Origin of the sequence: Actinomyces acetigenes, from assembly GCF_031296635.1 — a bacterium.
In the GTDB taxonomy this organism is placed as follows: Bacteria; Actinomycetota; Actinomycetes; order Actinomycetales; family Actinomycetaceae; genus Actinomyces; species Actinomyces acetigenes.
Genome location: NZ_JASPFC010000009.1, coordinates 83,451 through 107,129, shown reverse-complemented (window position 1 = coordinate 107,129; position 23,679 = coordinate 83,451). Strand labels below are relative to the sequence as shown.

The following is a 23,679-nucleotide window of genomic DNA, read 5'->3' as shown; positions in this document are numbered from 1 at the left end:
AGGACACCGACCAGCGACCGCCACGCGACGTGCTGCTGGTTCCTGTTACGCCTGAGTGCCTCCGGCCAGGTAGGCTCCTCCCAGGTATTCAAGGACAGCGGGGGAACTGACGGCAGTCCCGGAGTGAAAGAAGGACCATGGCGTATCAGGACCGTCAGCACGGCTCGGACCACGGCGATGCAGGTCGGCGTCGCCACGGTAGTGAGCGTCACGGCTTCGGGGCGCGTCGCCGTTTCGCAGAAGAGGATGGCCACTCTCACCGCAGGGATCACGGGGGCCGGGACGACTGGCGCGACGAACGGAGTCGCGACGGGGACAGCGGCGACAGGCGCGGTGACCGCAACGGTAGGCGGCCAGGTCGTTTCAACGACCGCTCCGGGCGGAAGGACTCGCGGGACAGACGAGACGACCGGCGTGGTCGTCCGCCGCAGCGTCAGCGCGTTCCCGAGCCCAAGGTTCCGGACGAGGTTCAGCCCGGAGACCTCGAGCGCGGTGCACGGGGCGAGCTGCGCGCCCTGGGCCGCGCCAACGCTGAAAACGTCGCTCGGCACCTGGTGATGGTTCAGCGCCTCCTCAACGAGGATCCTCAGGCCGCCTACGAGCACGCGCGCTACGCCGCCTCTCACGCGGGCCGCGTTGCCGTCGTCCGGGAGACGGCCGGGATCGCCGCATACCTCGCCGGCCACTACAGCGAGGCGCTCCGAGAGATTCGCGCCGCCAGGCGCCTGTCCGGTCTTGACCTCCACCGGGCCATCGAGGTCGACTGCGAGAGGGCACTGGGTCATCTCGACAAGGCCCTCCAAGCCGCTCAAGCGGCCGATCCACGCCAGCTCGACGAGATCGAGCGGGCCGAGCTGGCCATGGTCGTCTCCAGCCTCCGCCACGACATGGGCCAGACGGATCTCGGTCTGATCATCATCGAGGACGCCATCAGGGCACGGCCCTCCGACAGTGAGACCCTCCGACGCCTGCACTCCGTGCGCGCCGACCGGCTCGAGGAGCTCGGCCGGCACCAGGAGGCCGAGGCCATCCGTGACCGTATCGGCCCTGAGCCGGTGGAGGAGGACGAGGTCGAGGTCTTCGACATCGAGGACGACTACGACTCCGAGGCCCAGGAGGAGGACAGTCCGGAGCGCTCCGGCACGCAGAGCGCCACCGATTCTGATGGCGACACGGACGACGAGGCAGTGAGCGAGGCGGCCGAGGCTTCGCGGGCCTCGGATGAAGCCGCCCAGGACAAGGCCTCAGCAGACCTCGATGAGCATGACGAGCCTATGAGCCAGGATGAGGACGCTCAGTGGTCGCAGTCCTTCTCCGAGCGCGTCGAGGCCGAGATGGCCGAGCTGCTCCAGGACGCGCAGGACACGCCTGCGCCTTCCACCAACGCCTCTGAGGAGCCCCGATGACCGTGCCCCAGGCCACTGATACCGCCGTCCCCGCCACCCTGATCGGCAGCGAGCAGCCCCTGTGCGTCGCCTACGACGTCGCCCTGCTGGACCTCGACGGCGTCTGCTTCGCAGGCCAGGCCCGAGTGCCCCACGCCGCCGACAACGTCAACGCCGCCCGCCAGGCCGGAATGCACCTGTCCTTCGTCACCAACAACGCCTCACGGGCCCCTCAGACGGTCGTGGACAAGCTGGCAGACAACGACATCACCGCCGAGGCATCGGAGGTCTTCAGCGCCGCCATGGACGCGGCCGCCATGCTCACCGAGCACGTCGAACCGGGTTCCATGGTGCTCGTCGTCGGCGGCGACGGCGTCCGCCAGGCCCTCCTCGACGAGGGCTTCCAGGTGACCAGCAGCGCGCAGGACGAGCCGGTCGCTGTCGTCCAGGGCTGGGACCCGGCGGTTGACTGGGCGCTGCTGTCCGAAGGCGTCTACGCCATCAATGCCGGGGCCCTCCACGTGGCCACCAACCTCGATGCGACCCTGCCCACTGAGCGGGGTTTCGCCCTGGGCAACGGCAGCCTCGTGGCCGCCATCGTCCATGCCTCGGGCAAGGAGCCCCTGGCCGGGGGCAAGCCCTTCCCCGGGATCTACACGCGCGCCCTCAAGCGGGCCGGTGGGACCAGGCCCCTGGCCGTCGGCGACCGTCTCAACACCGACCACGTCGGGGCCCGGGCCGCCGGGATCCCCGGGCTGCACGTCCTCACCGGTGTCTCCGACGCGCGAGACGTCATCTGTGCGCCGGCCACCGAGCGTCCCAGCTTCCTTCACACCGACCTGCGGGGCCTGACCGAGCCCCACCCCGAGCCCGTGCGAGTTGAGCTCGACGGCCAGGTGTGGTGGCGGGTCGGCAATCGTAGAGCCCGAGTCCTCGGCTCCGGGCTCGAGCTCCAGGACGCCGGCGCCGTGTCCTGCCCGGACGGCAGCGCTGCGCGTATTGACCTGGACTCCTACCGGGCGCTGGCCGTGGCCGCCTGGGACTGGGCTGACGCCCAGGTCCGCCGGGGTGAGGCCGCAGAGCTGGAGGTGCCCGAGATCGAGGTGATCGAGCCCTGAGATACCGGCCGGGGCCGGTGAGGCTCCTACCGGGGGAGAAGAGCAGCGCGCAGCGGCAGCGCGAACGATGTCGAAACGATATCGATGGGAGTCAGGAATGAGCGGCAACGAGTCGAGAACCGACGTCGGGGAGGAGAGCCCGGCGACGGCGGACTCCGCGCACCGACCTGCTCCTCGGCCGCCGGTGCCCTCGCCCCCGCGAGCCGACGTCGCCCTGACGGCGGCGCAAGGGCTTCACGACCACGCCGACGAGCTCGCCCAGATCGCTCAGATGCCCTTGGAGGAGCGCGCAGCCGCCCTGGCCGCCATCCACGAGGACCTCGCCGCCGTCCTGCACAAGGCGGAAGGCTGATATGGCCCGGCTCATCCGCATCGACTCAGAACTCGTGCGCCGGGGGCTGGCCCGCTCCCGCACTCACGCCGCCACCCTCATCACTGACGGTCATGTCACCCTCGACGGCGAGGTCGTCACCAAGCCCGCCCGGCAGGTCAACCCGGCCCAGGCCATCGAGATCCTGGTGCCCTCCGGAGACGACTACGTCTCCCGCGGCGCCCACAAGCTCGCCGGTGCCCTGGACGCGCTGGGGCGACGCGGCCTGGCACCCCGCGTTGAGGGCCGCCGCTGCCTGGACGCCGGCGCCTCGACCGGCGGCTTCACCGACGTCCTCCTGCGCCGCGGTGCTGAGCACGTCGTAGCCGTTGACGTCGGCTACGGCCAGCTGGCCTGGTCGCTTCGCTCCGACCCCCGCGTCACCGCCCTGGACCGCACCAACATCCGTACGCTGGATCCCGAAGCCGTCGCCCCCGCCCCGGAGCTGGTCGTGGGTGACCTGTCCTTCATCTCCCTGACCCTGGTCCTCGAGCCGCTGCTGCGCGCCGCGGCCGACGGCGCCGACCTTCTGCTCATGGTCAAGCCCCAGTTCGAGGTGGGTAAGGACCGGATCGGGCACGGGGGAGTGGTGCGCGACCCGGTACTCCATGTGGAGACCGTCATGACGGTGGCTGAGCGGGCCCACGCCCTGGGCGTGGGAGTCGAGGCCGTGACCGCCTCCCCCCTGCCGGGACCAGCCGGTAACGTTGAGTACTTCCTGAGCATGCACGCCTCCCGCGCCGGGTGCCCCGGGGACCTGAGCGGGGACGAGCTGCGCTCCAGCATCGAGGACGCCGTCGCCGCCGGCCCCGCGGCGCTCGGCCCACGACGACGCAGGACAAGGACCCGCCCATGAGCAAGCTGAGCCCTTCAGACACCAGTGCTGCGGCGCGCCCGGCCGACTTGGCCGACTCTGCCGACTCTGTCGACTCCGCAGGCCTCCGCCACAGCTCGCAGCAGCCGGGAGCGGAGCAGCACGGCCGGAGAATCTCGCGCGTCATGCTGCTGCAGCGCGAGCTCAACGACAAGCCCGTCCCCGTCCCCAGGCCCAGTGCCCCGACGGCCACCGCCGTGGCCCGGGCCTCGGCGGCGCTGCGTGCCCACGGAGTCGAGCCGGTCGGCCCGGACTGCACCGACCACGTCGACCTCGTCCTGGTGCTCGGCGGTGACGGCACGATCCTGCGCGCCTTCGAGATCGCCCGCGAGCGCGACATCCCCCTGGTGGGTATCAACACCGGCCACGTCGGCTTCCTGGCCGAGGCCGACCCCGACGGCATCGAGCAGGTGGTCGCGGATCTGGTCGCCGGCCGCTACACGGTCGAGACCCGCACCACCTTGAACGTGGAGGTCATCTGTCCCGACGGGACGGTCACGCGCGACTGGGCCCTCAACGAGGCGGCCCTGGAGAAGCGAGACCGCGCCCGCATGATCGAGGTCGCCATCGGCGTCGACGGCCAGGCCGTCTCCTCCTTCGGCTGCGACGGCCTCATCATGTCCACCCCCACCGGATCGACCGCCTACGCGTTCTCCTGCGGAGGCCCCGTCATCTGGCCGGAGGTCGAGGCGCTCCTCCTGGTGCCCGTGGCTGCGCACGCCCTGTTCACCCGCCCCCTGGTCCTGGGGCCCAACTCCTGCATGGAGGTCGTCATCCAGCGAGTGGGCTTCGGAGGCGCCGAGATCTGGTGCGACGGAAGACGCAGCCTGGACGTGCCGGTCGGCGCCAGGATCCGCGTCACCCGGGCGGAGCGTCCGGTGCGCTTGGCACGTTTCAACGAGGCCCCCTTCGCCAGTCGCCTGGTGCGCAAGTTCGACCTGCCCGTGGAGGGATGGCGGGCCTCCAGCAGCGCCGATGAGGCCCACTCGCCCGAGGAGGATGCGCTGCGCCAGCCGATTCTCACCACCTCCGGCAAGGGCGCCGAGGGCGAGCGCCGGCGGAGCTCCTCGGGAGGGACGGCGTGATCGAGTCTTTGCACATCGAGGACCTCGGTGTCATCGAGGAGGCCGACCTTCCCCTTAGTCGTGGCCTGACCGCCCTGACCGGTGAGACCGGCGCCGGCAAGACGATGGTGCTCACCTCCCTGGGGCTGCTGCTGGGGCAGAGGGCTGAGACCACTATCGTGCGCACCGGTGCCGAGCGCAGCCTGGTCGAGGGCGCCTTCCTGGTCGACCCGGACTCGCGTGTCGCGGCCCGCGTCATCGAGGCCGGGGGTGATCTCGACGACGACCTCCTCCTGGCCTCTCGCACGGTTCCCGCCTCCGGACGTTCCCGCGCCTACCTGGGAGGGCGCTCCGTGCCGGCTTCGGTCCTCAGCGAGGTGGGGGGCCGGCTGGTCTCCGTCCACGGTCAGGCCGACCAGCTGCGGCTGCGCTCGACCGCGGCCCAACGCGCTGCTCTGGACTCCCTGGGCGGCCAGGACCACGCCGCGCTGTGCCGGCGCTACGCCCGGGCCTACCAGGCGCGCCGACAGGCCGACCAGGAGCTCCAGGAGTGGCAGGCATCGGCTCACGCCCGGGCCGTCGAGGTGGCCCAGCTGCGCACCTGGCTCGAGGCCCTGGAGGAGGTCGACCCCCGCAGCGGTGAGGACCGGGAGCTGACGGCGGAGGCCGAGAGACTCGACCACGCCGAGGACCTGCGCAGGGCTGCCACGGGGGCCCGTACCGCCCTCAGTGGGGAGGAGTCCTCCACCGGGCAGGCGCCCGACGTCGTCTCCCTCATCGCCTACGCGCACCGCAGCCTGGCCGCCGAGTCCGACCGTGACCCCGCCCTGGCCGAGCTGTCCGCGCGCACCCAGCGACTGGGCATCGACGCAGCCGATATCGCCGCCGAGCTGGGCGGGTACCTGTCCGCGCTGAGCGCCGACCCGGCTCGCCTCGCCCAGGTCCAGGACCGCCGCGGGGAGCTCGCCCGCGCCTGCCGGGAGATCGGCGGGCCTCAGGAGCAGCTCGACGACGTCGACGCCCTCCTGGCCTGGGGCGAGCGCGCGGCCGCGCGCCTGGCCGAGCTCGACGGCCCCCAGGACACTGCCACCGTCCTGGCCGAGCGCCTGGCCGCCGCCGACGAAGAGCTGGCCGGTGCAGGCGCGGAGCTGAGCCAGGCGCGTCGGCGGCTCGGCGAGCGTCTTGAGCAGGCCGTCACCGCAGAGCTGGAGGGCCTGGAGATGAAGGGTGCCCGGCTCGTCGTCGAGCTGGACCGGCTCGATGAGCCCGGTCCCACCGGCCTGGAGAGCGTCGCCCTCACCCTCGTCTCACACCCCGGCGCGCCCGCCCTGCCCCTGGGGAAGGGGGCCTCGGGAGGCGAGCTGTCCCGCATCATGCTCGCCCTGGAGGTGGTGCTCGCCGACGCCGCGGCCTTAGCGCGCCCCTCGACCCACACCCGCACGCTCGTCTTCGACGAGATCGACGCCGGGGTGGGAGGCCGGGCCGCCCGGGAGATCGGCAGGCGCCTGGCTCGTCTGGCACGACACCACCAGGTCATCGTCGTCACCCACCTGGCGCAGGTGGCGGCCTGGGCCGACACCCACCTCGTGGTGCGCAAGGAGACAGTGACCGAGCCTGAAGCCCGTCCCGACCCCGCAGAGGCGCCCGCGAGGAATGTGAGAAAGTCCCAGCCGGGACGCACCCGCACACAGGTCTTCGTCGTCGAAGGCCAGGAGAGAGAACGAGAGCTGGCCAGGATGCTCTCCGGGCACGAGGACTCTCAGGCCGCGGTCCGGCACGCCGCTGAGCTTCTCCAGGAAGCAGTCGTGGGACAATCCGAGCCGTGAGGAATCCCTTCCGCAGGAAGTCTGCGTCCGTCTCCGAGCATCCCAGCGGTGTCGTGCGCGTCGACGCGCGCACGAAGAAGCTCACCAAGCGTCTCCAACCCGGGGAGATCGCCGTCATCGACCACACCGACCTCGATCGGGTGGCCGCCGAGGCTCTGGTGGAGTGCGGTACCTCAGCGGTCCTCAACGCCTCCCCGTCCATCTCCGGGCGCTACCCGAACCTCGGCCCCGAAATCCTCCTGGACGCGGGAATCCCCCTCGTGGACGACCTGGGCCCCGACATCATGCGTCTGCACGACGGCCAGCGCATCACCGTCGAGGACGGCTCGGTGCGGGTCGAGGGTAAGGAGCAGGTCGTCGCCGAGGGCCAGGTCCAGACCAAGCAGACCGTTGCCGAGGCCATGGAGGAGGCCAAGAAGGGCCTGTCTGTCCAGCTGGAGGCCTTTGCCGCCAACACCATGGAGTACATGCGCGGGGAGTGGGATCTGCTCCTCAACGGCGTCGGCATGCCCTCGCTGACCACGCAGATGGGCGGCAAGCACGTCCTGGTGGTCGTGCGCGGCTACTCCTACAAGGAGGACCTGCAGGCGCTCAAGCCCTACATCCGCGAGTACAAGCCCGTCATCATCGGGGTCGACGGAGGCGCCGACGCCGTCCTGGACGCCGGCTTCAAACCGACCCTGATCGTGGGCGACATGGACTCCGTGTCCGACAAGGCACTGACCTGCGGCGCCGAGATCGTCGTCCACGCCTACCGCGACGGACGCGCCCCAGGTCTGGCCCATGTCGAGGAGCTCGGGGTCGAGCATCATGTCTTCGCCGCCACCGGCACCAGTGAGGACATCGCCATGCTCATGGCCGATGAGGCCGGCGCCGAGATCATCGTGGCCCTGGGGACGCACGCTACCCTGCTGGAGTTCCTCGACAAGGGGCGCGCCGGCATGTCCTCGACCTTCCTGACCCGGCTCAAGGTCGGTGGTCGCCTCATCGACGCCAAGGGCGTCTCCCAGCTCTACCGCACCCGCATCTCGGGGTGGTGGCTGCTGTTCCTGGCCCTGGCGGGCACCTTCGCCCTGGCCATCGCTCTGATGTCCACACCCGCTGGACAGACCTTCCTGGGCCTGTCCGGCGCCGTGTGGGACGACGTCGTCAACTTCTTCCGCTCACTGCTGGGCCTGGCCCCGAACTCACCCACCGTCTAACGACCCCCGCCCATCTGAGAGGCAGCCCCTCTCACGGTCATTCTCAAGGTCTTCAACCATGATCGACTTCCGCTATCACCTGGTATCGCTCATCTCCGTGTTCCTGGCCCTCGCCGTCGGGGTCGTCCTGGGAGCCGGCCCCCTGCAGAACTCCCTGGGGACCGCGCTCAACGACCAGGTCACCGCCCTGCGTGAGAACCGCAACGCCACCCAGGCCAAGCTCGAGCAGACTGAGACGGCCGTCAACGAGCGGGACTCCTACATCACTCAGGCCGCCAGCAGCCTCCTGCCCGGGACCCTGGCCTCCAAGAGCGTGGCCATGGTACTTCTGCCCGACGCCAAGGCCGAGGACGCCGACGCCATCACCACCCAGCTCAAGAGCGCAGGTGCCACCGTCACCGGTCGAGTGAGCCTGACCAGCACCTGGGTGGACCTGTCCCGGGAGAGCTACCGCTCCACCTTCTCCGGACAGGTCCAAGGGCACCTGGGCAGCGCCAACTCCCAGGACGCCAACGGCATTCTGGGAGAGGCACTGGCCAAGGCCCTCACCTCCAACGACGACTCCTCCCGAGTCCTCATGGACATGCTGTCAGTGGACAAGTCCGGCACGCCCTTCGTCACCGTGGACTCCACGCCCACCGCTCCGGCGGAGATGATCGTCGTCGTCGGGCCGCGCCCGCAGGCCTCCTCCGGCAAGGGCGCGACGGTCGAGGCCTCACCGGGTCAGGACCCCAAGGCCTGGGCCAAGGCGCTGGAGGGTACAGCCGGCCGGGCGCCCACAGTTGTCGTCGGCTCAGCCGACGGTGACGACGGCGTCGTCGGCATCATCCGCTCCGAGAAGGCGAAGGTGACCACCGTCGACTCCATCGGCCAGATCGCCGCCTTTGTCTCCACACCCCTGGCCCTGGCCTCCACTCGAGCGGGAACCATCGGCCACTACGGCTTCGACGAGGGAGCCGAGGCCGTCATGCCGCCAGTGACCAAGTAGTCCCTGTTTCTCAGGCGACTCAGCCGACTCAGGGGCTGCGGCCGCGTCATGAGTGGCGACGCCGCGATCCGTCCTCGTACTGCTTTAGGCTGAGATCATGGCTGGCACGATCACGCGAGTAAGCTCCTGCGCCCGAGGACTGGCGAGGGTGGGCCTCAAGGCGGCGGGCACCGCCCTGTCCTGGTCCGCCTGTCTGGCGCCCATCGCTCAGGGACTGGAGCGCACCAACTTTCACGGCCGCACCGTGAGCCTGCGCGGGGGCGTCGGGGCCGCAGCCGGCACCGTGACGGCAGGGATCGAGGCCGGCAGACTCCTGCGGGCCAGGACGGCCTCGCCCTCACGGGTAGGGCTCGCCGCCACCCTCGCGGCGGCGGCCGGCGGGTGCGCCGGCCTGGTCGACGACCTCGATGCCGGGGCCCACGACGGCGACACCCCCGCCAAGGGACTCAAGGGCCACCTCACCGCCCTCGCCCACGGGCGCGTCACCACCGGAGCCCTCAAGATCGCCGTCATCGGCTCAGGGGCGCTTGTCGGTGGTGTCCTCCTGGCCCGCCACCGCAGCTCGGGCACAGGCGCACGTCCGCTGGCGTCCAGCGCCGTCGACGCCGCGTCCAGCGCCGTGGTCATCGCGGCCTGGGCGAACCTGCTCAACCTGCTCGACCTGCGCCCCGGACGGGCGCTCAAGACCGCCTGCATCGTGAGCGCCCCGCTGCTGGCCACCCCCGGACGCGACGGTGAGCCCACCCGGATGCTGGCCGCGGGCACCCTGGGAGTCACCCTCACGGCCCTGCCGGAGGACCTCCTGGAGAACACGATGCTGGGGGACACCGGGGCCAACGCCGTCGGCGCCCTGCTGGGAACCGCCCTGGCGTGCCACCCCCACGCCGCAGTGCGCGCCGGGGCCGCCCTGAGCGGGGTGAGCCTCATCCTGGCCAGCGAGAAGGTCTCCTTCTCCCGCGTCATCGCCGACACCCCGGTGCTGGCCGCACTCGACGGGCTGGGACGCCGCCCCTGATGACGTACCAGCAACGCCGCGGCGGCCTGCTCTCCGTGGCCGGGTCCGTCGCCGGCCTGACCCTCGTCTCCCGCGTCCTGGGGTTCCTGCGCTGGCTCGTCCAGGCCGCCACCGTCGGCACCGGCACGGTGGCGGGCGCCTACACCACGGCCAACCAGCTGCCCAACACCCTCTACGAGGTCGTCGTCGGCGGCGTGCTGGCGGCCACGGTCGTTCCGCTCCTGGCCGCACCGATCGCCGCGGGCAGGCGCGAGGAGGTCACCGCCACCGCCTCGGGGCTGCTGGGCCTGGTCCTGGCGGTCCTGACCCCGCTGTCCCTGGGGCTCATCGTCCTGGCCGCACCGATCGCCTCCCTGTTCCCCACCTCCCAGGGCGTGGACCCGGCGCTCCAGCACCAGCTCGTCGCCTCCTTCCTGCGTATGTTCGCCCTGCAGGTGCCCATGTACGGAGTGGCGGTCGTCCTCACCGGGGTGCTCCAGGCTCACAACCGCTTCACCTGGCCGGCTCTGACACCGATGCTCTCCAGCCTTGTGGTCATGGCGACCTACGGGCTCTACGGGGTGCTGGCCGATGGTGAGGACGCAGCCGCTTCCAGCCTCGCCCTCCAGGTACTGGGCTGGGGCACGACCCTTGGGGTGGCCGCGCTCAGCCTGCCGCTGCTGTGGCCGGTCCACCGGCTGGGGCTGGGACTGCGCCCCACCCTGAGACTGGGGGGCGCCCAGGCCCGGCGGGCGCTGCGGCTCGGTGGGGCAGGGGTGTGGACGATCCTGGCTCAGCAGGTGAGTGTCCTGGTGGTTCTGGCCATGGCCCGTTGGGGCGGGCAGACCGGCACCGCGGCGGTCTACCAGTACACGCAGGCCGTCTACGTCCTTCCCTACGCGGTGCTGGCCGTCCCGGTGGCCACCGTTCTCTACCCCCGTCTGACCGCCGCCTTCGAGGCGCGCGGGCTTTCGCCGGGCAGGCCCGGCGGCACTGGCGGGGAGGACGTCACGCGCCTGGTGGCGACCTCAACGGCCCTGGTCACCGCCGTCGCCGTGGCCGGAACCGCCATGCTCCTGGCCGCCAGCGCCGCCGCCGAGCGATTCTTCTCCTTCAAGCAGGTCGACGGGATGGGCCAGGCGCTGGCCGTCCTGGCCCCGGGACTGATCGGCTACGCCCTCATCTACCAGGTCACCCGGGTCCTGTTCGCCGCCGACCGCTCTCGGCCCGCCGCCCACGCCACCGCGGCCGGCTGGCTGACCGTGGCGGTGGCCAGCGCCGCCTGCGTGCGCCTCATGGCGCCCTCGGGCGGGGACGGGCGCGCCACCCTCGTGGCCCTGGGAATGGGCACGACCATTGGGATGACAGTGGCGGGGGTGAGCCTGCTGGTCGTTCTGGCCCGGGTCATGGGGCGCCGGGTGCTGCGCGCGACCCTGACGGCGCTCGTCGCGGGGCTGCCCGTGGCCCTCGCCGCCGGGCTGGCTGTGCGTGCGGCGACCACCCGCGTCACCTCCCTGCCCCTGGCCGTTGTCACCGCCGTGATCGGTGCTGCTGCGGCCGCAGCCCTCGTCCTGGTGGCTATCCACCTGGCCGACCGCAGCCTCCTGGCATGGGTACGCGGTGGGAGGGCGACGGTGAGAACGAAGGATGACAAGGAGAGACCATGAGCGGTGTCGATGCCACGAACGAGCCCGGTGCCGTGCCGGGCACACACGCCGGGCGCCGGAGGATCCTCCAGGTGTGCGGATCGGCCGCCGGAGGGGTGCGGGCCCACCTGGCCGACTGCGCCCGGCTCCTGGCCGCCGACGGCCACGACGTCATCGTCGAGGCGCCCGCCGCGGTCCTTGACACACTGGATGTTGAGCCGGCTCGCGCCGAGGCACTCGAGATCGGCCCCCGCCCCAGCCTCAACGACTTCCTGGCGGTGGCCAGGCTGCGTCGGCTGGGCCGGCGCGCCGACGTCGTTCACGCCCACGGCCTGCGAGCCGGGGCCCTGGCCGCCCTGGCCCTGGGACGACGCCGCCGCGGACGCACCCGCCTGGTCGTCACCCTCCACAACCTCACCATCGGGGGACGCCTGACCACCCTGGTGGGGGAGAGGCTCGAGCGGCTCATCGCCCGACGCGCTGACCTCATCCTGGCGGTCAGCCCCGACCTGGCCGAACGGGCCCGGGAGCTCGGCGCCCCACGCGTCGAACTCGCCATCATTCCGGCAGTGCCCCCACAGCAGCCCACCGAACCGGACCCCTCCGACCCGGCTGCGCCGGAGGAGGCCTGGCCGCAGGAGGGCGCCCGCCTCCTGACCGTCGCCCGCCTGGCTCCCCAGAAGGGCCTGCCGCTGCTGCTCGAGGCCGCCGCGATCCTCTCCCGCGAGGTCGACGCCGGCCGGCTGGTGGCCTTCACCTGGGCCATCGCCGGGGACGGCCCCGGCCGCGAGGAAGCCGCTGAGCGCATCGCCGCCGAGCAGCTCCCGGTCACCCTCCTGGGGCGGCGAACCGATGCTCCGGCCCTCATGGAGGCCGCTGACGTCGTCGTCCAGACCAGCCTGTGGGAGGGCCAGCCCCTCACCATCCAGGAGGCCCTGCGCTCAGGCACCGCGATCGTGGCCACCGACGTCGGCGGCACCGCCGTGACCGCCAGGGGAGGAGCCGTCCTCGTAGCTCCCCAGGCCCAGGCCATCGCCGAGGCGCTCGGAACCCTCCTGAGCGACCCCGAGGCCCGCTCCCGCGCCGCCGAGCGCGCTCACGAGGCGGTGGGGCGCCTTCCCGGGCTCGAGGACCTCGCGGTCCAGTTGCGTCAAGCAGCTCTGGCTCAGGACTGAGCGCAGATGACGTCAGCAGGACGCTCGTGCGTCGGGCAGGTTTCGCCGGGCCTGTTACCTTGAAACTCCGTGATCAACGCAGCCTCACATCTTCAGCCCACTCAGGTCCCCGTACCGCGCCACATCTTCGTCACCGGCGGCGTCGTCTCCTCCCTCGGCAAGGGACTGACTGCCGCTAGCCTCGGGCGGCTCCTACGGGCCCGCGGCATCAGCGTTGTCATGCAGAAGCTGGACCCCTACATCAACGTCGACCCCGGCACGATGAACCCCTTCCAGCACGGCGAGGTCTTCGTCACTGACGACGGCTCCGAAACCGACCTCGACATCGGGCACTACGAGCGATTCCTCGACGTGAACCTCTCCGGCAAGGCAAACGCCACCACCGGACAGGTCTACTCCACCGTCATCGCAAAGGAACGGCGCGGAGAGTACCTCGGCGACACCGTTCAGGTCATCCCGCACATCACCGACGAGATCAAGCGTGTCATGCGCGCTCAGGCCGAGCCCGACGACGACGGCAACCTCCCCGACGTCATCATCACCGAGATCGGCGGCACCGTTGGAGACATCGAGTCCCAGCCCTTCCTCGAGGCCGCCAGACAGGTGCGCGCCGATCTGGGGCGCGACAACGTCGCCTTCGTCCACGTATCCCTCATTCCCTTCCTGCCCGCCGCTGGAGAGCTCAAAACCAAGCCCACCCAGCACTCGGTGGCCTCACTGCGCAACATCGGGATCCAGCCTGACGCCCTCGTCCTGCGCACCGACCGGCACCTTCCCGAGGGGATTAAGGGCAAAGTGGCACTCATGTGCGACGTCGACCGTGACGCCGTCGTCGAGTGCAAGGATGCCGCCAGCATCTACGAGGTTCCTCCAACCCTCCACCGTGAGGGCCTGGACGCCTACCTCGTCCAGCGGCTGGGCCTGACCTTCCGTGACGTCGACTGGACCGAGTGGAACAGCCTGCTTGAACGTGTCCACGCCCCCAAACACCGCCTTGAGGTGGCGCTCGTAGGCAAGTACGTCGACCTGCACGACGCCTACCTGTCCGTCTCCGAGGCGATCCGTCACGGCGGCTTCGCCAACCACGCCCGTGTCGACATCCGCTGGGTGGCCTCTGACGTCTGCGAGACCCCTGAGGGAGCCCAGCGGGCCCTCGCGGGCGTCGACGCGATCGTCGTACCGGGAGGTTTCGGTGTACGTGGGATCGAGGGCAAAGTCGGTGCTCTGCGCTGGGCCCGGGAGCACCGCGTCCCGACCCTCGGGCTGTGCCTGGGGCTGCAGTGCATGGTCATCGAGGCCGCTCGCAACCTCCTGGGCCTGAGCGCGGCCTCCTCCGCTGAGATGGAGCCTGAGACTCCTGATCCGGTTGTGGCCACCATGGACTCCCAGCGCCAGATCCTCCACGGTGACGGCAACCTCGGAGGCACCATGCGCCTGGGCTCCTACCCGGCGGTTCTGGCGGAAGGCTCGATCGTTGCTGAGACGTATGGAACCAATGAGGTCAGTGAACGCCACCGCCACCGCTTCGAGGTCAACAACGACTACCGGGAGCGCCTGGCCTCGGTAGGGCTACGAGTCAGCGGAACCTCCCCGGACGGTCGCCTCACTGAGTTCGTTGAGCTCGACCGCAGCCAGCACCCATATTACGTTGCCACCCAGGCCCATCCTGAGTTCCGTTCCCGTCCCACCCGAGCCCACCCGCTGTTCGCCGCGCTTGTGCGCGCAGGACTGGATCGTCGTCGGGAGGTCTACGCCTCTCACCGGCGTGGGGAACATGTCGTCCCGGGTGATGAACCGGCCGAGTGCTTCACCACTGCCAGCAGCGACAGCGGCGATACCATCAACTACGTCGATGCGTGCAGCGATGACGCGGACAACGAGTGAAGGAGCCGAGCGTGGACAGAACGGACAGCAGGGCCGCCGAGAATGACGACGTCGTGAGCGACACGAGCAGGCTCGTCGACGTACGCGAGTCGGGGCGGGAGCTGGTCTCCAGCGAGCGGGTCTGGAGCGGGCCGATCTTCGCCGTCGACGCCGACCAGGTGCGCCTCGGACCCGGTCAGGAGCCGGTGGCCCGTCAGGTCGTCGTCCATCACGACGCCGTCGCCGTCGTCGCCCTGCGCGAGGGCAAGGCATCCTCCCAGGCCGACGGCGCCGCGGAGATCCTCATGGTCCGCCAGTACCGCCATCCCGTGCGCGCCTGCCTGTGGGAGATCCCCGCGGGACTGCTCGACGTGGCGGGGGAGGAGCCCGCCGTGGCCGCCACCCGCGAGCTCGCTGAGGAGACCGACTACGAGGCGGCCATCTGGAACACGCTGGCCGAGTTCTACGCCTCGCCCGGCTTCACCACCGAGGGGGCCCGGATCTTCCTCGCCCAGGACCTGAGCCTGCTGCCCGAGGACCGGCGCACCGTCCGCGAGGACGAGGAGGCCGAGTTCGTGCCCACCTGGGTCCGTCTGGACGAGGCCGTCGACGCCGTCATGGGCGGCCGCCTGCACAACCCCTCCACCGTCCTGGGGGTCCTGGCCACGGCCCAGGCGCGCGCTCGCGGCTGGGCCGAGCTGCGGCCGGCCGACGCCCCGTGGCTCAGGAGCCCGGAGAGTCTCTAACCGGGCTCCCAGGGGGCAGCAGCCCGACAGGGGAGAAGGACGTCCTCCCGAAGATTTGGTCAAACGCTTGACCATGGTCGAGGTGTGCTCTATCCTCGTGGTTAAACGATTGACCACAAAGGAGTGACGTGATTCAGGACACCTGTTTTAGGCCGAAACCCGATTGGGTGGGAGACGTCATTCCCTGGACCGACCAGGAGGAGATCCGGCTCTACTACCTGCTCGAGCGCAGGCGGCTACCCAAGCCGGGAACGCCCTGGTCGCTGGTGGTGACGAATGACCTCGTCCACTATGAGGACTGCGGTGAGGCACTCCCGTCCGGAGGCGTTGATGCCGAGGACTTCAATGCCTATACCGGAAGTATCGTTCAGAGCGATGATGGGATGTTCCACCTCTTCTACACCGCGAGCAACCCGGATCGGTTGGCCGCCGATGGCAGGCCTCTCCAGCTCGTCGCACACGCCACCAGCGTAGATATGAAACGGTGGGTCAAGCACCCTGAGGACACCTTCGGGGCCCCGAGCGGGTACGACCCTGCCGACTGGCGGGACCCGCAGGTGTACCGCACTCCAGGGGATACTGGTTGGTCCCTCATTCTCGCGGCGCGGCATTCGTCGGGTCCCGACCGGCGCCGAGGGGTCGTGGCGAGGCTGATCAGCGATGACCTCACGCACTGGACCCCGGTCGCCCCGCTGTGGGATCCTCACCGCTTCGTCACTCAGGAGTGCCCCGAGCTTTTCCGGATCGGTGACTGGTGGTACTTGGTGTACTCGGAGTTCACCGACCGCTTCGTCACCCGGTACCGGATGTCGCGAAGCCCTGAAGGCCCGTGGGTGGCGCCGGCTCATGATTCCCTCGATGGGCGCGGATTCTATGCGGCGAAATCCGTTTCCTGGCATGGGCGGAGGATATTCTTCGGTTGGATCGCCTCGCGCGACGGCAGGACCGACGCGGGTCCTTGGCTGTGGGCGGGCACGATGGCTGCACTTGAAGCGGTCCAGGCCGAGGACGGCACGCTGTTGATGCGCTTTCCCCATGAAGTCCTCAATGCCTACTCGATCACGGAGACGACTCTTGACGACGTCGTATCGATCTCGGTGCCGACCTCCTACTCCTCACAGGTGCTGACACCGCCGCTGCCGGAATGCTGCCGCATCAGTGCGGATTTGTCGTGGCAGGAGGGGACGCGGGAGATCTCCCTTCTGCTGCGCACCGACGCCGAAGGTGAGAACGGCTACATGTTCCGGCTCGAGCCCGGTCAGAACCGTGCCGTGCTCGATCGGTGGCCTCGGCGGACGCCCGGGGTCGAGCAGTGGCACGTCGCCGGTGACATTCCCCATTTCATTGAGCTCGAGCGTCCGACCGATCTCTCAGCCGGCCGGGTCCATATTGATGTCCTGATTCGCGATGAGCTTCTTCAGTGCTGCGTTGACGGTGCGGTCATGCTGTCGACCAGCGTCTACGACCACCCCTCGGGCCGTGTCGGGGTATCGGCCCTTGACGGGGCCGTCACCCTCCACTCACTTACCACCTACTCGCGTTCTTGAGACGCAGACCTTTCAAAGGAGAAAGAGACCATGAATATCAAGCGATCCCAGTTCCTGGCCCTGGCTCTCGCTGTAGCAGCGTCACCCGCTCTGGTTGCGTGCGGTGGCAAGAGCGCAACCTCGTTGAAGCCCGTCCAGATCAACCCCGAGGGGGAAATCAAGCCTCGCGAGATCTCGTGGCTGTTGTCGCGCGCAGCCAACGGTGCGGTCATCAACACGATGCAGGAAATCGCTGAGGAGTACGCCAAGGACCACAAGGGCTTCAAGCTCACCCTCATCACGACGCCCGACCGGCCTTCCTACATCCAGAAGTATGAGACCCTCGCCGCCGCCAACAAGCTCCCCGAGCTCTTCGACACCGATGCGACCCCCTTTGCTCAGAAGCTCGCGAAGCAGAATCGCATGGTCGATGTGGCCGCACTGCTCAACGACTTAGGTATCACCGACAGCTTCCGGAAGGCGGCGCTGGACTACCAGCGTTTCGACGACGGCTCGCTGTACATGATTCCGCTCGAGTACGGAATCGAGGTGTTCTGGTACAACAAGGCGCTCTTCGAGGCCGCAGGTGCTGAGGTTCCGCGTTCCCTCGACGATTTCCCCGAGTTGTGCCGGAAACTGGCTGCCAGCGGCGTCACCCCCATCGCCCTGGACGGACTCGACGGTTGGCCACTCGAACGCTATGTCGCTTTTTACCCCTTCGGGATGGAGGGTGAGGACTACATCAAGAAGCTCAAAAAGGGTGAAGCGGCATTCGCCGACGAGCCGGGTAAGAAGATGGCGCAGTGGTTGCATGACCTCGGCGAGGCCGGTGCGTTCCAGAAGGGATTCTCATCCGTTGGCTACACCGATGCCCAGAACCTCTTCACCTCAGGGAAGGCGGCGATGTACTGCATGGGTACATGGGAGCTTCCTAGTCTTGCGACCACTGACCTGCCCGAGGACCTGCAGAAGAACATCGCCTATTTCACGCTTCCGACCACTGCTGGCTCGGTGACCTCGGAGCACGAGTACGTCGCTCCGTCGGGCATCGGTGTCGCGGTCAATGCCTCGACGTATGATCCCCTCATCCATGACTTCCTCAAGTTCGCTCTGGAGAAGTACCCGGAGAAGTATGCGACCACGGGTCTCCTCGGTCCGACAAACACCCCTCCCACCATCCCCGGCAATGCTCTGCCGATCTACCAGCAGGCGATTGACGAGGCTGCGAATGTCTCCGGCACGGCTCTCATGCCGTGGGACACCCAGCTCGATCCGACGACGAATACCAAACTCGTCCAGGAGCAGGTGCTCCTCGTCCAGGGCGACGTCAGCGTTGACGACTTTCTGACGACCATGGACTCCACGCTCACCGAGAACGCCTCTGCGTACTTCAACCAGTAACACGCCGAGGAGGCAGCACCGCTAGGCCCAGTCTCCTCCCGCAATCCGTGATGCTCCTGACAAGAAGGCATAATGCTCCCCTACAGGTCTCGACTCTCCGTCCTCGTGTTCCTGACGCCACCCGTTCTTTTGTTTGGAGGTGGTGTGCTTCTGCCCATCGTGCAGTCGCTCGTTCTGAGCTTCTACAAGTGGGACGGCATTACGAACATGCAGTTTGTCGGTGTTGACAACTACATCAAGATGTTTTCCGCTGATCCCACGTTCTGGAAGGCTTTCGTCAATCAACTCGTCTACCTGGTGATCTGCGTCGTCATCCAGATGGGCCTCGGCCTCGGAGTCGCGCTGCTCCTGCTGACAATCACCCGAGGACGCGAGGTTCTGAAGGTTCTTTATCTCATGCCGGCCGTTATCTCGACCACCGCGATCGCCCTTCTATTCCAGCGAATATATTCCTTCGACCCCAAGGGGTTGGTCAACACCATTCTGGGAATGGTTGGTCTTGATGGTATCGAAAGGCCCTGGCTGTCTAATATTCATACGGTTCTCACGGCAGTGTCCATCCCGGAGGGGTGGCGGTTCCTGGGCCTCTACACGATCATCTTCTACGCAGCCCTGCTGTCCGTGCCGCGTGAGCTGGAGGAAGCTGCGCAACTCGACGGCGCGAGCGCCTGGAAGGTCTTCGTCAAGATCCGTTTTCCCCATATCCGGCCCGTGTGGGCCACGACCATGGTCATGGTCGTCACCTACGGCCTGCGGGGGTTCGATATCCCATACCTGCTCACGAATGGAGGGCCCGGGCAGTCATCCGAACTTGTGACGACATACATGTACAAGACGGCCTTCGTCTCCACGAACTACGGGTATGCCTCGGCTATCTCCGTGTTCATCGTGCTCGAGTGTCTCGTTGCCGTCGCCTTCATCTTTGGTCTCATTCGCAGGGGGAATGACTGACATGACTGTTCCTGTCGCAACACCGAGCGTTCCCAAGCCGCTGTTCGTCCCTGATCCGCAGATGCCGGCTCCCAGGCGGCGCAAGCGCTTGCGCAAGGTGCAGATCATTCATAGGGTGCTGCTCGGACTAGTCCTGCTCATCCAGGTCTACCCGTTCATGTGGCTGATCCTCACATCAGTTCGCTCGCCCGAGGACTTCGCAGCGAACAATCCGTTCGGCATCCCCTCGTCGTTCACTCTGGAGAACTTTTTCAGGGCGTTCGAGCAAGGTGACGTTCTGACATACATTCTCAATTCCGCGATCGTGACGATCGGAGCTTGCCTTCTCATCGTGGTGTGCGGAATGATGGGGGCCTACGCCATTCAGGTGCTAGGCTTCAGGGGGGCCGGAATTGTTCGCTCACTGTTCCTCATGGGGATCGTCGTCCCCGTGCAGATCGCTCTCGTACCACTGTTCGTCGGCTACTCGAAGATAGGCCTTCTGGATACCCATATCGCGATCATCATCCCGCTGGCCGGATTCGCCCTCCCGATGTCGCTGTTCCTGTTCGTTTCGTTCTTCAGCTACATCCCTAAGTCGATCTACGAAGCAGCCTCGATCGATGGTGCGGGTCCCTACAGGATCTTCACCAGAATCACCTTGCCCATGTCTCTCAATACGGTCGTCACCGTGGTCATGGTCAACGCGATCTTCATCTGGAATGAGTTCGTTTTCGCCAACACATTCGTCCTTACTGAGGGCCTTAAGACGATTCCGCTCGGACTGCAGAACTACATCGGCAACATGGGGAAGACGGACTGGACGGCGACCTTCGCCGCCGTCGCCGTGACCGTTACTCCCCTCTTGCTCATGTTCCTTGTGCTGAGTAAGGCTATGATATACGGGCTTGAGAACGGTTCGACGAAGGGGTGAGCCAGTGCATCTGGCGAGCGGGCGTGACTCTCGTGTCACGATGAAGCAAGTGGCGCAGGAGGCCGGGGTTTCTGTAACGACGGTGTCTCACGTCGTCAACGACAAGCCGGGTGTACGGATCGGCACGGAAGCCAGGCGGCGGGTCCTGGACGCGGTTGAGAGACTGGGGTATCGCCCGAACGTGCTGGCGAAGACCTTGGTCAAGGGCGGCAGCCCCTTCATCGGGCTCGTCGCCGACTCCATCGCCTCAACCCCGTTCGCCGGTCAGATTGTCCACGGCGCCCAGGAGGAGGCGTGGCGGCATGGTCATATTCTTCTCGTCGCCAACACGGAGAATAACGCGGAGGCGGAGAGCCGTGCGATGTCGATGATGCTGCAGTACAACGTCCGCGGCATTCTCTATTCCCGTTGGTACCACAGAGGCGTGGTTCCTCCCGAGGCTCTGGATGAGACGGAGTCGGTCCTAGTCAATTGCTATGACGAAGCCGGTCACTTGCCGAGTGTCGTCCCGGATGAGTTTGAGGGCGGTAAGGCTGCCGCGCAGATGCTTCTGACACAGGGGCATCGTCGCATCGCCTTCATCAACACGATGATCGACTCGCCTGCGCGAATCGGCCGGCTCGCCGGCTACCGTGCCGCCCTGGAAGCTGCCGGGATCAGGGTCGACCCGGCTCTCGTGTGGGACGTACAGCCGGATCAGGAGGGCGGTTTCGATGCTGGGTCGAGGGTGCTCGCCTCTGGGGCCACCGGCGTGTGCTGTCATAACGACCGTGTCGCGATGGGCCTGTACGACGCACTGAGAGATCGGGGAGCGACGGTTCCGGATGACGTCTCGGTCGTAGGTTTTGACAATCAAGAGGTTATTGCGGCGCATCTTCATCCGCCCCTGTCTACGGTGGCACTGCCGCACTACGAGCTGGGTGCCGCGGGCGTGCGTGCGCTCCTCGGCGTCGAGGAGGTTCCCGGCCACAACCAGCTCAAGATCTCATGCCCGCCTGTCGCAAGAGCATCTGTTCTCGCCATCTAGTACAGAGTCTGGTACCCGTGCGCCGGACGACGTCCCGGAGCATCAACCGATTAATCGCCTCGACTCAATGCGGTTAACCGGTTGACGTGTGAGTGTGGTTGAGGTCATGATTCTCTCGTGTCCGGCACCGGGGCCGGACCTCCCATCAGGAAGGGGAGAGGGACGATGACGACCCTTGCCGACGTCGCTGCGGCTGCCGGCGTCTCCAAGGCCGCGGCTTCCCTCGTGCTCTCCGGCAAGTTCGAGGGGCGCGTGAGTGAGCGCAAGGCTGAGCGTGTTCGTGTGGCCGCTGACGAGCTCGGCTACGTCCGCGACGCCATTGCCGGCGGCATGCGCAACGGCCGGACGCAGACGATAGGGGTCATCGGCGAGCGCGTCCTGTCCACCCCCTACGCCGTCTCGATGATCGACTCCGTCCTGTCCACCAGTCAGGACCTCGGGTGGTCGGTCCTCCTCACCGACGCAGGACGCGATGGTGTCGCCGCGGAGGAGGCCGTCCGCGAGATGGTCGCCCGGCGAGTGAACCAGGTGGTCATCGCCTCCATGTACCACCGCGTCGTCTCCGTACCCGAGCAGATCGAGGACGTCGTCGTACTCAACGGCGTTGCCGACCGTCCCGGGGTGCCCGGCGTTGTCCCTGACGAGCGCCAAGGCGCCCACGACGCCGTCGCCCACCTCATCGGCCTGGGCCACCGCCGCATCGGCTACCTCGGGCACGACGACACCGGAAGCATTGCGGTGCGCGAGCGCTCCGACTCCTACCGAGACAGCCTCCGGGAGGCCGGGATCGCAGTCGACGAGTCACTCGTCGTCGTCGGTGAGCTTGATCCGGACAGCGTCGACGCCGTCGCCGGCCGGCTCCTTGACCGGTCCGAGCGCCCCACCGCCGTCTTCTGCTACAACGACGCCCTCGCCGCTGGTGTCTTCCGACAGGCGGCGCGCCTGGGGATCTCCATCCCCACGGACCTCTCCGTCATCGGCTTCGACGACCTCGCCCTCATCTCCACGAACCTCGATCCCCGACTGACCACAATGCGACTGCCGCACTGGGAGATGGCCGAGTGGCTCACCCGTGAGCTCGCCGCGGGACATGCCGCCGGGCTACCGGACGTCACTCGTTTCCCCTGCCCCCTCATCCAGCGCGCCTCCACGGCGCCGCCCGCCTTCTGAGCCGCGGCTCGGGCCCGTCGCTACGAAGTCGACCCACCAGCTCTCCGCCCAACGGGTGGAGAAAGATCCCCAACCCAGCAGTCACGCTGACACACAAAGGAGTGCCATCATGATGACCACCCGTCGCTCGTTCCTCGCCGTCGGTGGAGCCGCCGCCGCCGCGGCCACGCTCGCCGCCTGCTCCTCCCAGTCCGGCAAGGGCTCCGGCTCCGCCGCCGGCGGCATCACGCTGTGGACCCACAACGGGGGCAACAAGGAGGAGCTCGATGTCGTCAACAGCGCGGTCAAGGACTTCAACGCCGCCAACCCCGACACCCAGGTCACGGTGAAGTCCTTCCCGCAGGAGTCCTACAACGACGCCATCGCCTCCGCGGCCGTCTCCGGCAACCTGCCCGACATCCTTGACCTCGACGGCCCGATCATGCCGAACTGGGCCTGGGCCGGGTACCTCTCGCCGTTGACGATCTCCCAGGATCTCCAGGACAAGGTCATCGACTCGGCAAAGGGAGTCTGGAACGACAAGCTCTACTCCGTCGGCCCTTACGACACCTCGCTGTGCTTCCTCGGCCGCAAGTCCGCCTTCGACCAGGCCGGTGTCGCCGTCCCCACGATCGACAAGCCGTGGACGAAGGACGAGTTCATGGACGCCCTCGACAAGCTCTCCAAGCTCGACGGCTTCGAGCACGCCATCGACATGTCCGTGTGGGACACCGCCGAGTGGTGGCCCTACGCCTACGCCCCCTTGCTCCAGTCCTTCGGCGGAGACCTCATCGACCGCAAGACCTACGGGACCGCCGAAGGCTTCCTCAACTCGGACAAGGCCGTCGAGTGGGGTACCTGGTTCCGCTCGTTGTTCACCTCCAACTACGCCTCGCAGACCCCGGCCAAGGACGGTCAGGACTTCCTACAGGGCAAGGTGCCACTGGTGTACACAGGAGGATGGAAGGTCCTCAAGGCCCAGGAGATGTTCGGGGCCGACGATGTCCTCATCCTCCCGCCCGTCGACTTCGGCGCGGGAGCGCACGTGGGAGGCGGCTCCTGGCAGTGGGGTGTGTCGTCCTCCTCGAAGAACGCCGCGGCTGCGAACAAGTTCATCGAGTTCCTCATGCAGGACAAGTACCTCGTCCAGTACTCGGACGCGATCGGCACTTTCCCGTCGATCGAGTCCGCCACCCCGAAGACGAAGTACTACGGCGAGGGCAAGCCGCTGGAGCCCGTCTACGAGATCGGCAAGAAGTACGCCCTCCTGCGCCCTGCGACGCCCGGCTACAAGGTCATCTCCTCGATCTTCGACAAGGCCGCCCGTGACATCGTCTCCGGCTCCGATGTCAAGTCGACCCTCGACCAGGCGGTCAAGGACATCAATGCCGACATCAAGTCGAATGACGGATACAAGGCCAAGTGAGCCGAGTGGCTTACTGGGCCCCTGATCGTACGGCC

At 67.9% G+C, this 23,679-nt stretch carries 20 protein-coding genes; all 20 read left to right on the top strand.

Translation table 11 applies throughout. The features are described from left to right. Positions 1–557: 557 nt before the first annotated feature. The 20 genes from RIV14_RS05490 to RIV14_RS05395 all read left to right on the top strand — a co-directional run bounded on the left by RIV14_RS05490 (position 558) and on the right by RIV14_RS05395 (position 23,644). Complete coding sequence (locus RIV14_RS05490) at positions 558–1,406, top strand: tetratricopeptide repeat protein (RefSeq protein WP_075373205.1); 849 nt, start codon at positions 558–560, stop codon at positions 1,404–1,406. Further along, complete coding sequence (locus RIV14_RS05485; RefSeq protein ID WP_075373204.1) at positions 1,403–2,503, top strand: HAD-IIA family hydrolase; 1,101 nt, start codon at positions 1,403–1,405, stop codon at positions 2,501–2,503. Before RIV14_RS05490 ends, RIV14_RS05485 begins: the two co-directional genes overlap by 4 nt. 97 nt (positions 2,504–2,600) lie before the next feature. Continuing rightward, a complete protein-coding gene (locus RIV14_RS05480; RefSeq protein WP_070658646.1) occupies positions 2,601–2,855 on the top strand; it encodes a hypothetical protein in 255 nt (84 codons plus the stop codon). 1 nt (position 2,856) lies between these two features. Continuing rightward, on the top strand, positions 2,857–3,729 hold the full coding sequence (locus RIV14_RS05475; protein ID WP_075373203.1) for a TlyA family RNA methyltransferase: 873 nt from the start codon (positions 2,857–2,859) through the stop codon (positions 3,727–3,729). Between the two features lie 143 nt (positions 3,730–3,872). Then, positions 3,873–4,832, top strand: a complete 960-nt coding sequence (locus tag RIV14_RS05470) for an NAD kinase (RefSeq protein ID WP_075373214.1) — start codon at positions 3,873–3,875, stop codon at positions 4,830–4,832. Continuing rightward, on the top strand, positions 4,829–6,637 hold the full coding sequence (gene recN / locus RIV14_RS05465) for a DNA repair protein RecN (protein WP_075373202.1): 1,809 nt from the start codon (positions 4,829–4,831) through the stop codon (positions 6,635–6,637). The genes RIV14_RS05470 and recN overlap by 4 nt, the downstream gene beginning before the upstream one ends. After that, positions 6,634–7,839, top strand: coding sequence for a putative cytokinetic ring protein SteA (gene steA / locus RIV14_RS05460; protein ID WP_075373201.1), 1,206 nt, complete (start codon positions 6,634–6,636; stop codon positions 7,837–7,839). Before recN ends, steA begins: the two co-directional genes overlap by 4 nt. A 58-nt stretch (positions 7,840–7,897) precedes the next feature. Then, on the top strand, positions 7,898–8,827 hold the full coding sequence (locus RIV14_RS05455) for a copper transporter (protein WP_075373200.1): 930 nt from the start codon (positions 7,898–7,900) through the stop codon (positions 8,825–8,827). Between the two features lie 97 nt (positions 8,828–8,924). Continuing rightward, positions 8,925–9,842, top strand: coding sequence for a hypothetical protein (locus RIV14_RS05450; RefSeq protein WP_075373199.1), 918 nt, complete (start codon positions 8,925–8,927; stop codon positions 9,840–9,842). Beyond that, on the top strand, positions 9,842–11,488 hold the full coding sequence (murJ, locus tag RIV14_RS05445) for a murein biosynthesis integral membrane protein MurJ (protein WP_075373198.1): 1,647 nt from the start codon (positions 9,842–9,844) through the stop codon (positions 11,486–11,488). Before RIV14_RS05450 ends, murJ begins: the two co-directional genes overlap by 1 nt. Further along, a complete protein-coding gene (locus tag RIV14_RS05440) occupies positions 11,485–12,642 on the top strand; it encodes a glycosyltransferase family 4 protein (protein WP_075373197.1) in 1,158 nt (385 codons plus the stop codon). Before murJ ends, RIV14_RS05440 begins: the two co-directional genes overlap by 4 nt. Positions 12,643–12,711: 69 nt before the next feature. Beyond that, positions 12,712–14,526, top strand: a complete 1,815-nt coding sequence (pyrG, locus tag RIV14_RS05435) for a CTP synthase (RefSeq protein WP_075373196.1) — start codon at positions 12,712–12,714, stop codon at positions 14,524–14,526. Positions 14,527–14,579: 53 nt separating this feature from the next. Continuing rightward, positions 14,580–15,251, top strand: coding sequence for an NUDIX domain-containing protein (locus RIV14_RS05430; RefSeq protein ID WP_143224240.1), 672 nt, complete (start codon positions 14,580–14,582; stop codon positions 15,249–15,251). Positions 15,252–15,379: 128 nt separating this feature from the next. Next, positions 15,380–16,798, top strand: coding sequence for a glycoside hydrolase family protein (locus RIV14_RS05425; protein ID WP_075373194.1), 1,419 nt, complete (start codon positions 15,380–15,382; stop codon positions 16,796–16,798). Between the two features lie 30 nt (positions 16,799–16,828). Then, positions 16,829–18,178, top strand: a complete 1,350-nt coding sequence (locus RIV14_RS05420) for an ABC transporter substrate-binding protein (protein WP_075373193.1) — start codon at positions 16,829–16,831, stop codon at positions 18,176–18,178. A gap of 72 nt (positions 18,179–18,250) precedes the next feature. After that, positions 18,251–19,129 carry a carbohydrate ABC transporter permease gene (locus tag RIV14_RS05415; RefSeq protein WP_075373192.1) on the top strand — a complete coding sequence of 293 codons (879 nt, stop codon included), beginning with the start codon at positions 18,251–18,253 and terminating at the stop codon, positions 19,127–19,129. 1 nt (position 19,130) lies between these two features. Next, positions 19,131–20,042, top strand: coding sequence for a carbohydrate ABC transporter permease (locus tag RIV14_RS05410; protein ID WP_075373191.1), 912 nt, complete (start codon positions 19,131–19,133; stop codon positions 20,040–20,042). A 40-nt stretch (positions 20,043–20,082) separates the two neighbouring features. After that, positions 20,083–21,069, top strand: coding sequence for a LacI family DNA-binding transcriptional regulator (locus RIV14_RS05405; RefSeq protein ID WP_075373213.1), 987 nt, complete (start codon positions 20,083–20,085; stop codon positions 21,067–21,069). Positions 21,070–21,234: 165 nt separating this feature from the next. Further along, complete coding sequence (locus RIV14_RS05400; protein WP_075373190.1) at positions 21,235–22,239, top strand: LacI family DNA-binding transcriptional regulator; 1,005 nt, start codon at positions 21,235–21,237, stop codon at positions 22,237–22,239. 109 nt (positions 22,240–22,348) lie between these two features. Continuing rightward, a complete protein-coding gene (locus tag RIV14_RS05395) occupies positions 22,349–23,644 on the top strand; it encodes an extracellular solute-binding protein (protein WP_081381883.1) in 1,296 nt (431 codons plus the stop codon). Positions 23,645–23,679 lie beyond the last annotated feature (35 nt).

Bases quoted from the DNA above. Each gene is read 5' to 3' on its own strand.
- RIV14_RS05490 (WP_075373205.1), top strand. From the start codon at position 558: ATGGTTCAGCGCCTCCTCAACGAGGATCCTCAGGCCGCCTACGAGCAC.
- RIV14_RS05485 (WP_075373204.1), top strand. From the start codon at position 1,403: ATGACCGTGCCCCAGGCCACTGATACCGCCGTCCCCGCCACCCTGATC.
- RIV14_RS05480 (WP_070658646.1), top strand. From the start codon at position 2,601: ATGAGCGGCAACGAGTCGAGAACCGACGTCGGGGAGGAGAGCCCGGCG.
- RIV14_RS05475 (WP_075373203.1), top strand. From the start codon at position 2,857: ATGGCCCGGCTCATCCGCATCGACTCAGAACTCGTGCGCCGGGGGCTG.
- RIV14_RS05470 (WP_075373214.1), top strand. From the start codon at position 3,873: ATGCTGCTGCAGCGCGAGCTCAACGACAAGCCCGTCCCCGTCCCCAGG.
- RIV14_RS05455 (WP_075373200.1), top strand. From the start codon at position 7,898: ATGATCGACTTCCGCTATCACCTGGTATCGCTCATCTCCGTGTTCCTG.
- RIV14_RS05450 (WP_075373199.1), top strand. From the start codon at position 8,925: ATGGCTGGCACGATCACGCGAGTAAGCTCCTGCGCCCGAGGACTGGCG.
- murJ (WP_075373198.1), top strand. From the start codon at position 9,842: ATGACGTACCAGCAACGCCGCGGCGGCCTGCTCTCCGTGGCCGGGTCC.
- RIV14_RS05440 (WP_075373197.1), top strand. From the start codon at position 11,485: ATGAGCGGTGTCGATGCCACGAACGAGCCCGGTGCCGTGCCGGGCACA.
- RIV14_RS05420 (WP_075373193.1), top strand. From the start codon at position 16,829: ATGAATATCAAGCGATCCCAGTTCCTGGCCCTGGCTCTCGCTGTAGCA.
- RIV14_RS05415 (WP_075373192.1), top strand. From the start codon at position 18,251: ATGCTCCCCTACAGGTCTCGACTCTCCGTCCTCGTGTTCCTGACGCCA.
- RIV14_RS05410 (WP_075373191.1), top strand. From the start codon at position 19,131: ATGACTGTTCCTGTCGCAACACCGAGCGTTCCCAAGCCGCTGTTCGTC.
- RIV14_RS05405 (WP_075373213.1), top strand. From the start codon at position 20,083: ATGAAGCAAGTGGCGCAGGAGGCCGGGGTTTCTGTAACGACGGTGTCT.
- RIV14_RS05400 (WP_075373190.1), top strand. From the start codon at position 21,235: ATGACGACCCTTGCCGACGTCGCTGCGGCTGCCGGCGTCTCCAAGGCC.
- RIV14_RS05395 (WP_081381883.1), top strand. From the start codon at position 22,349: ATGATGACCACCCGTCGCTCGTTCCTCGCCGTCGGTGGAGCCGCCGCC.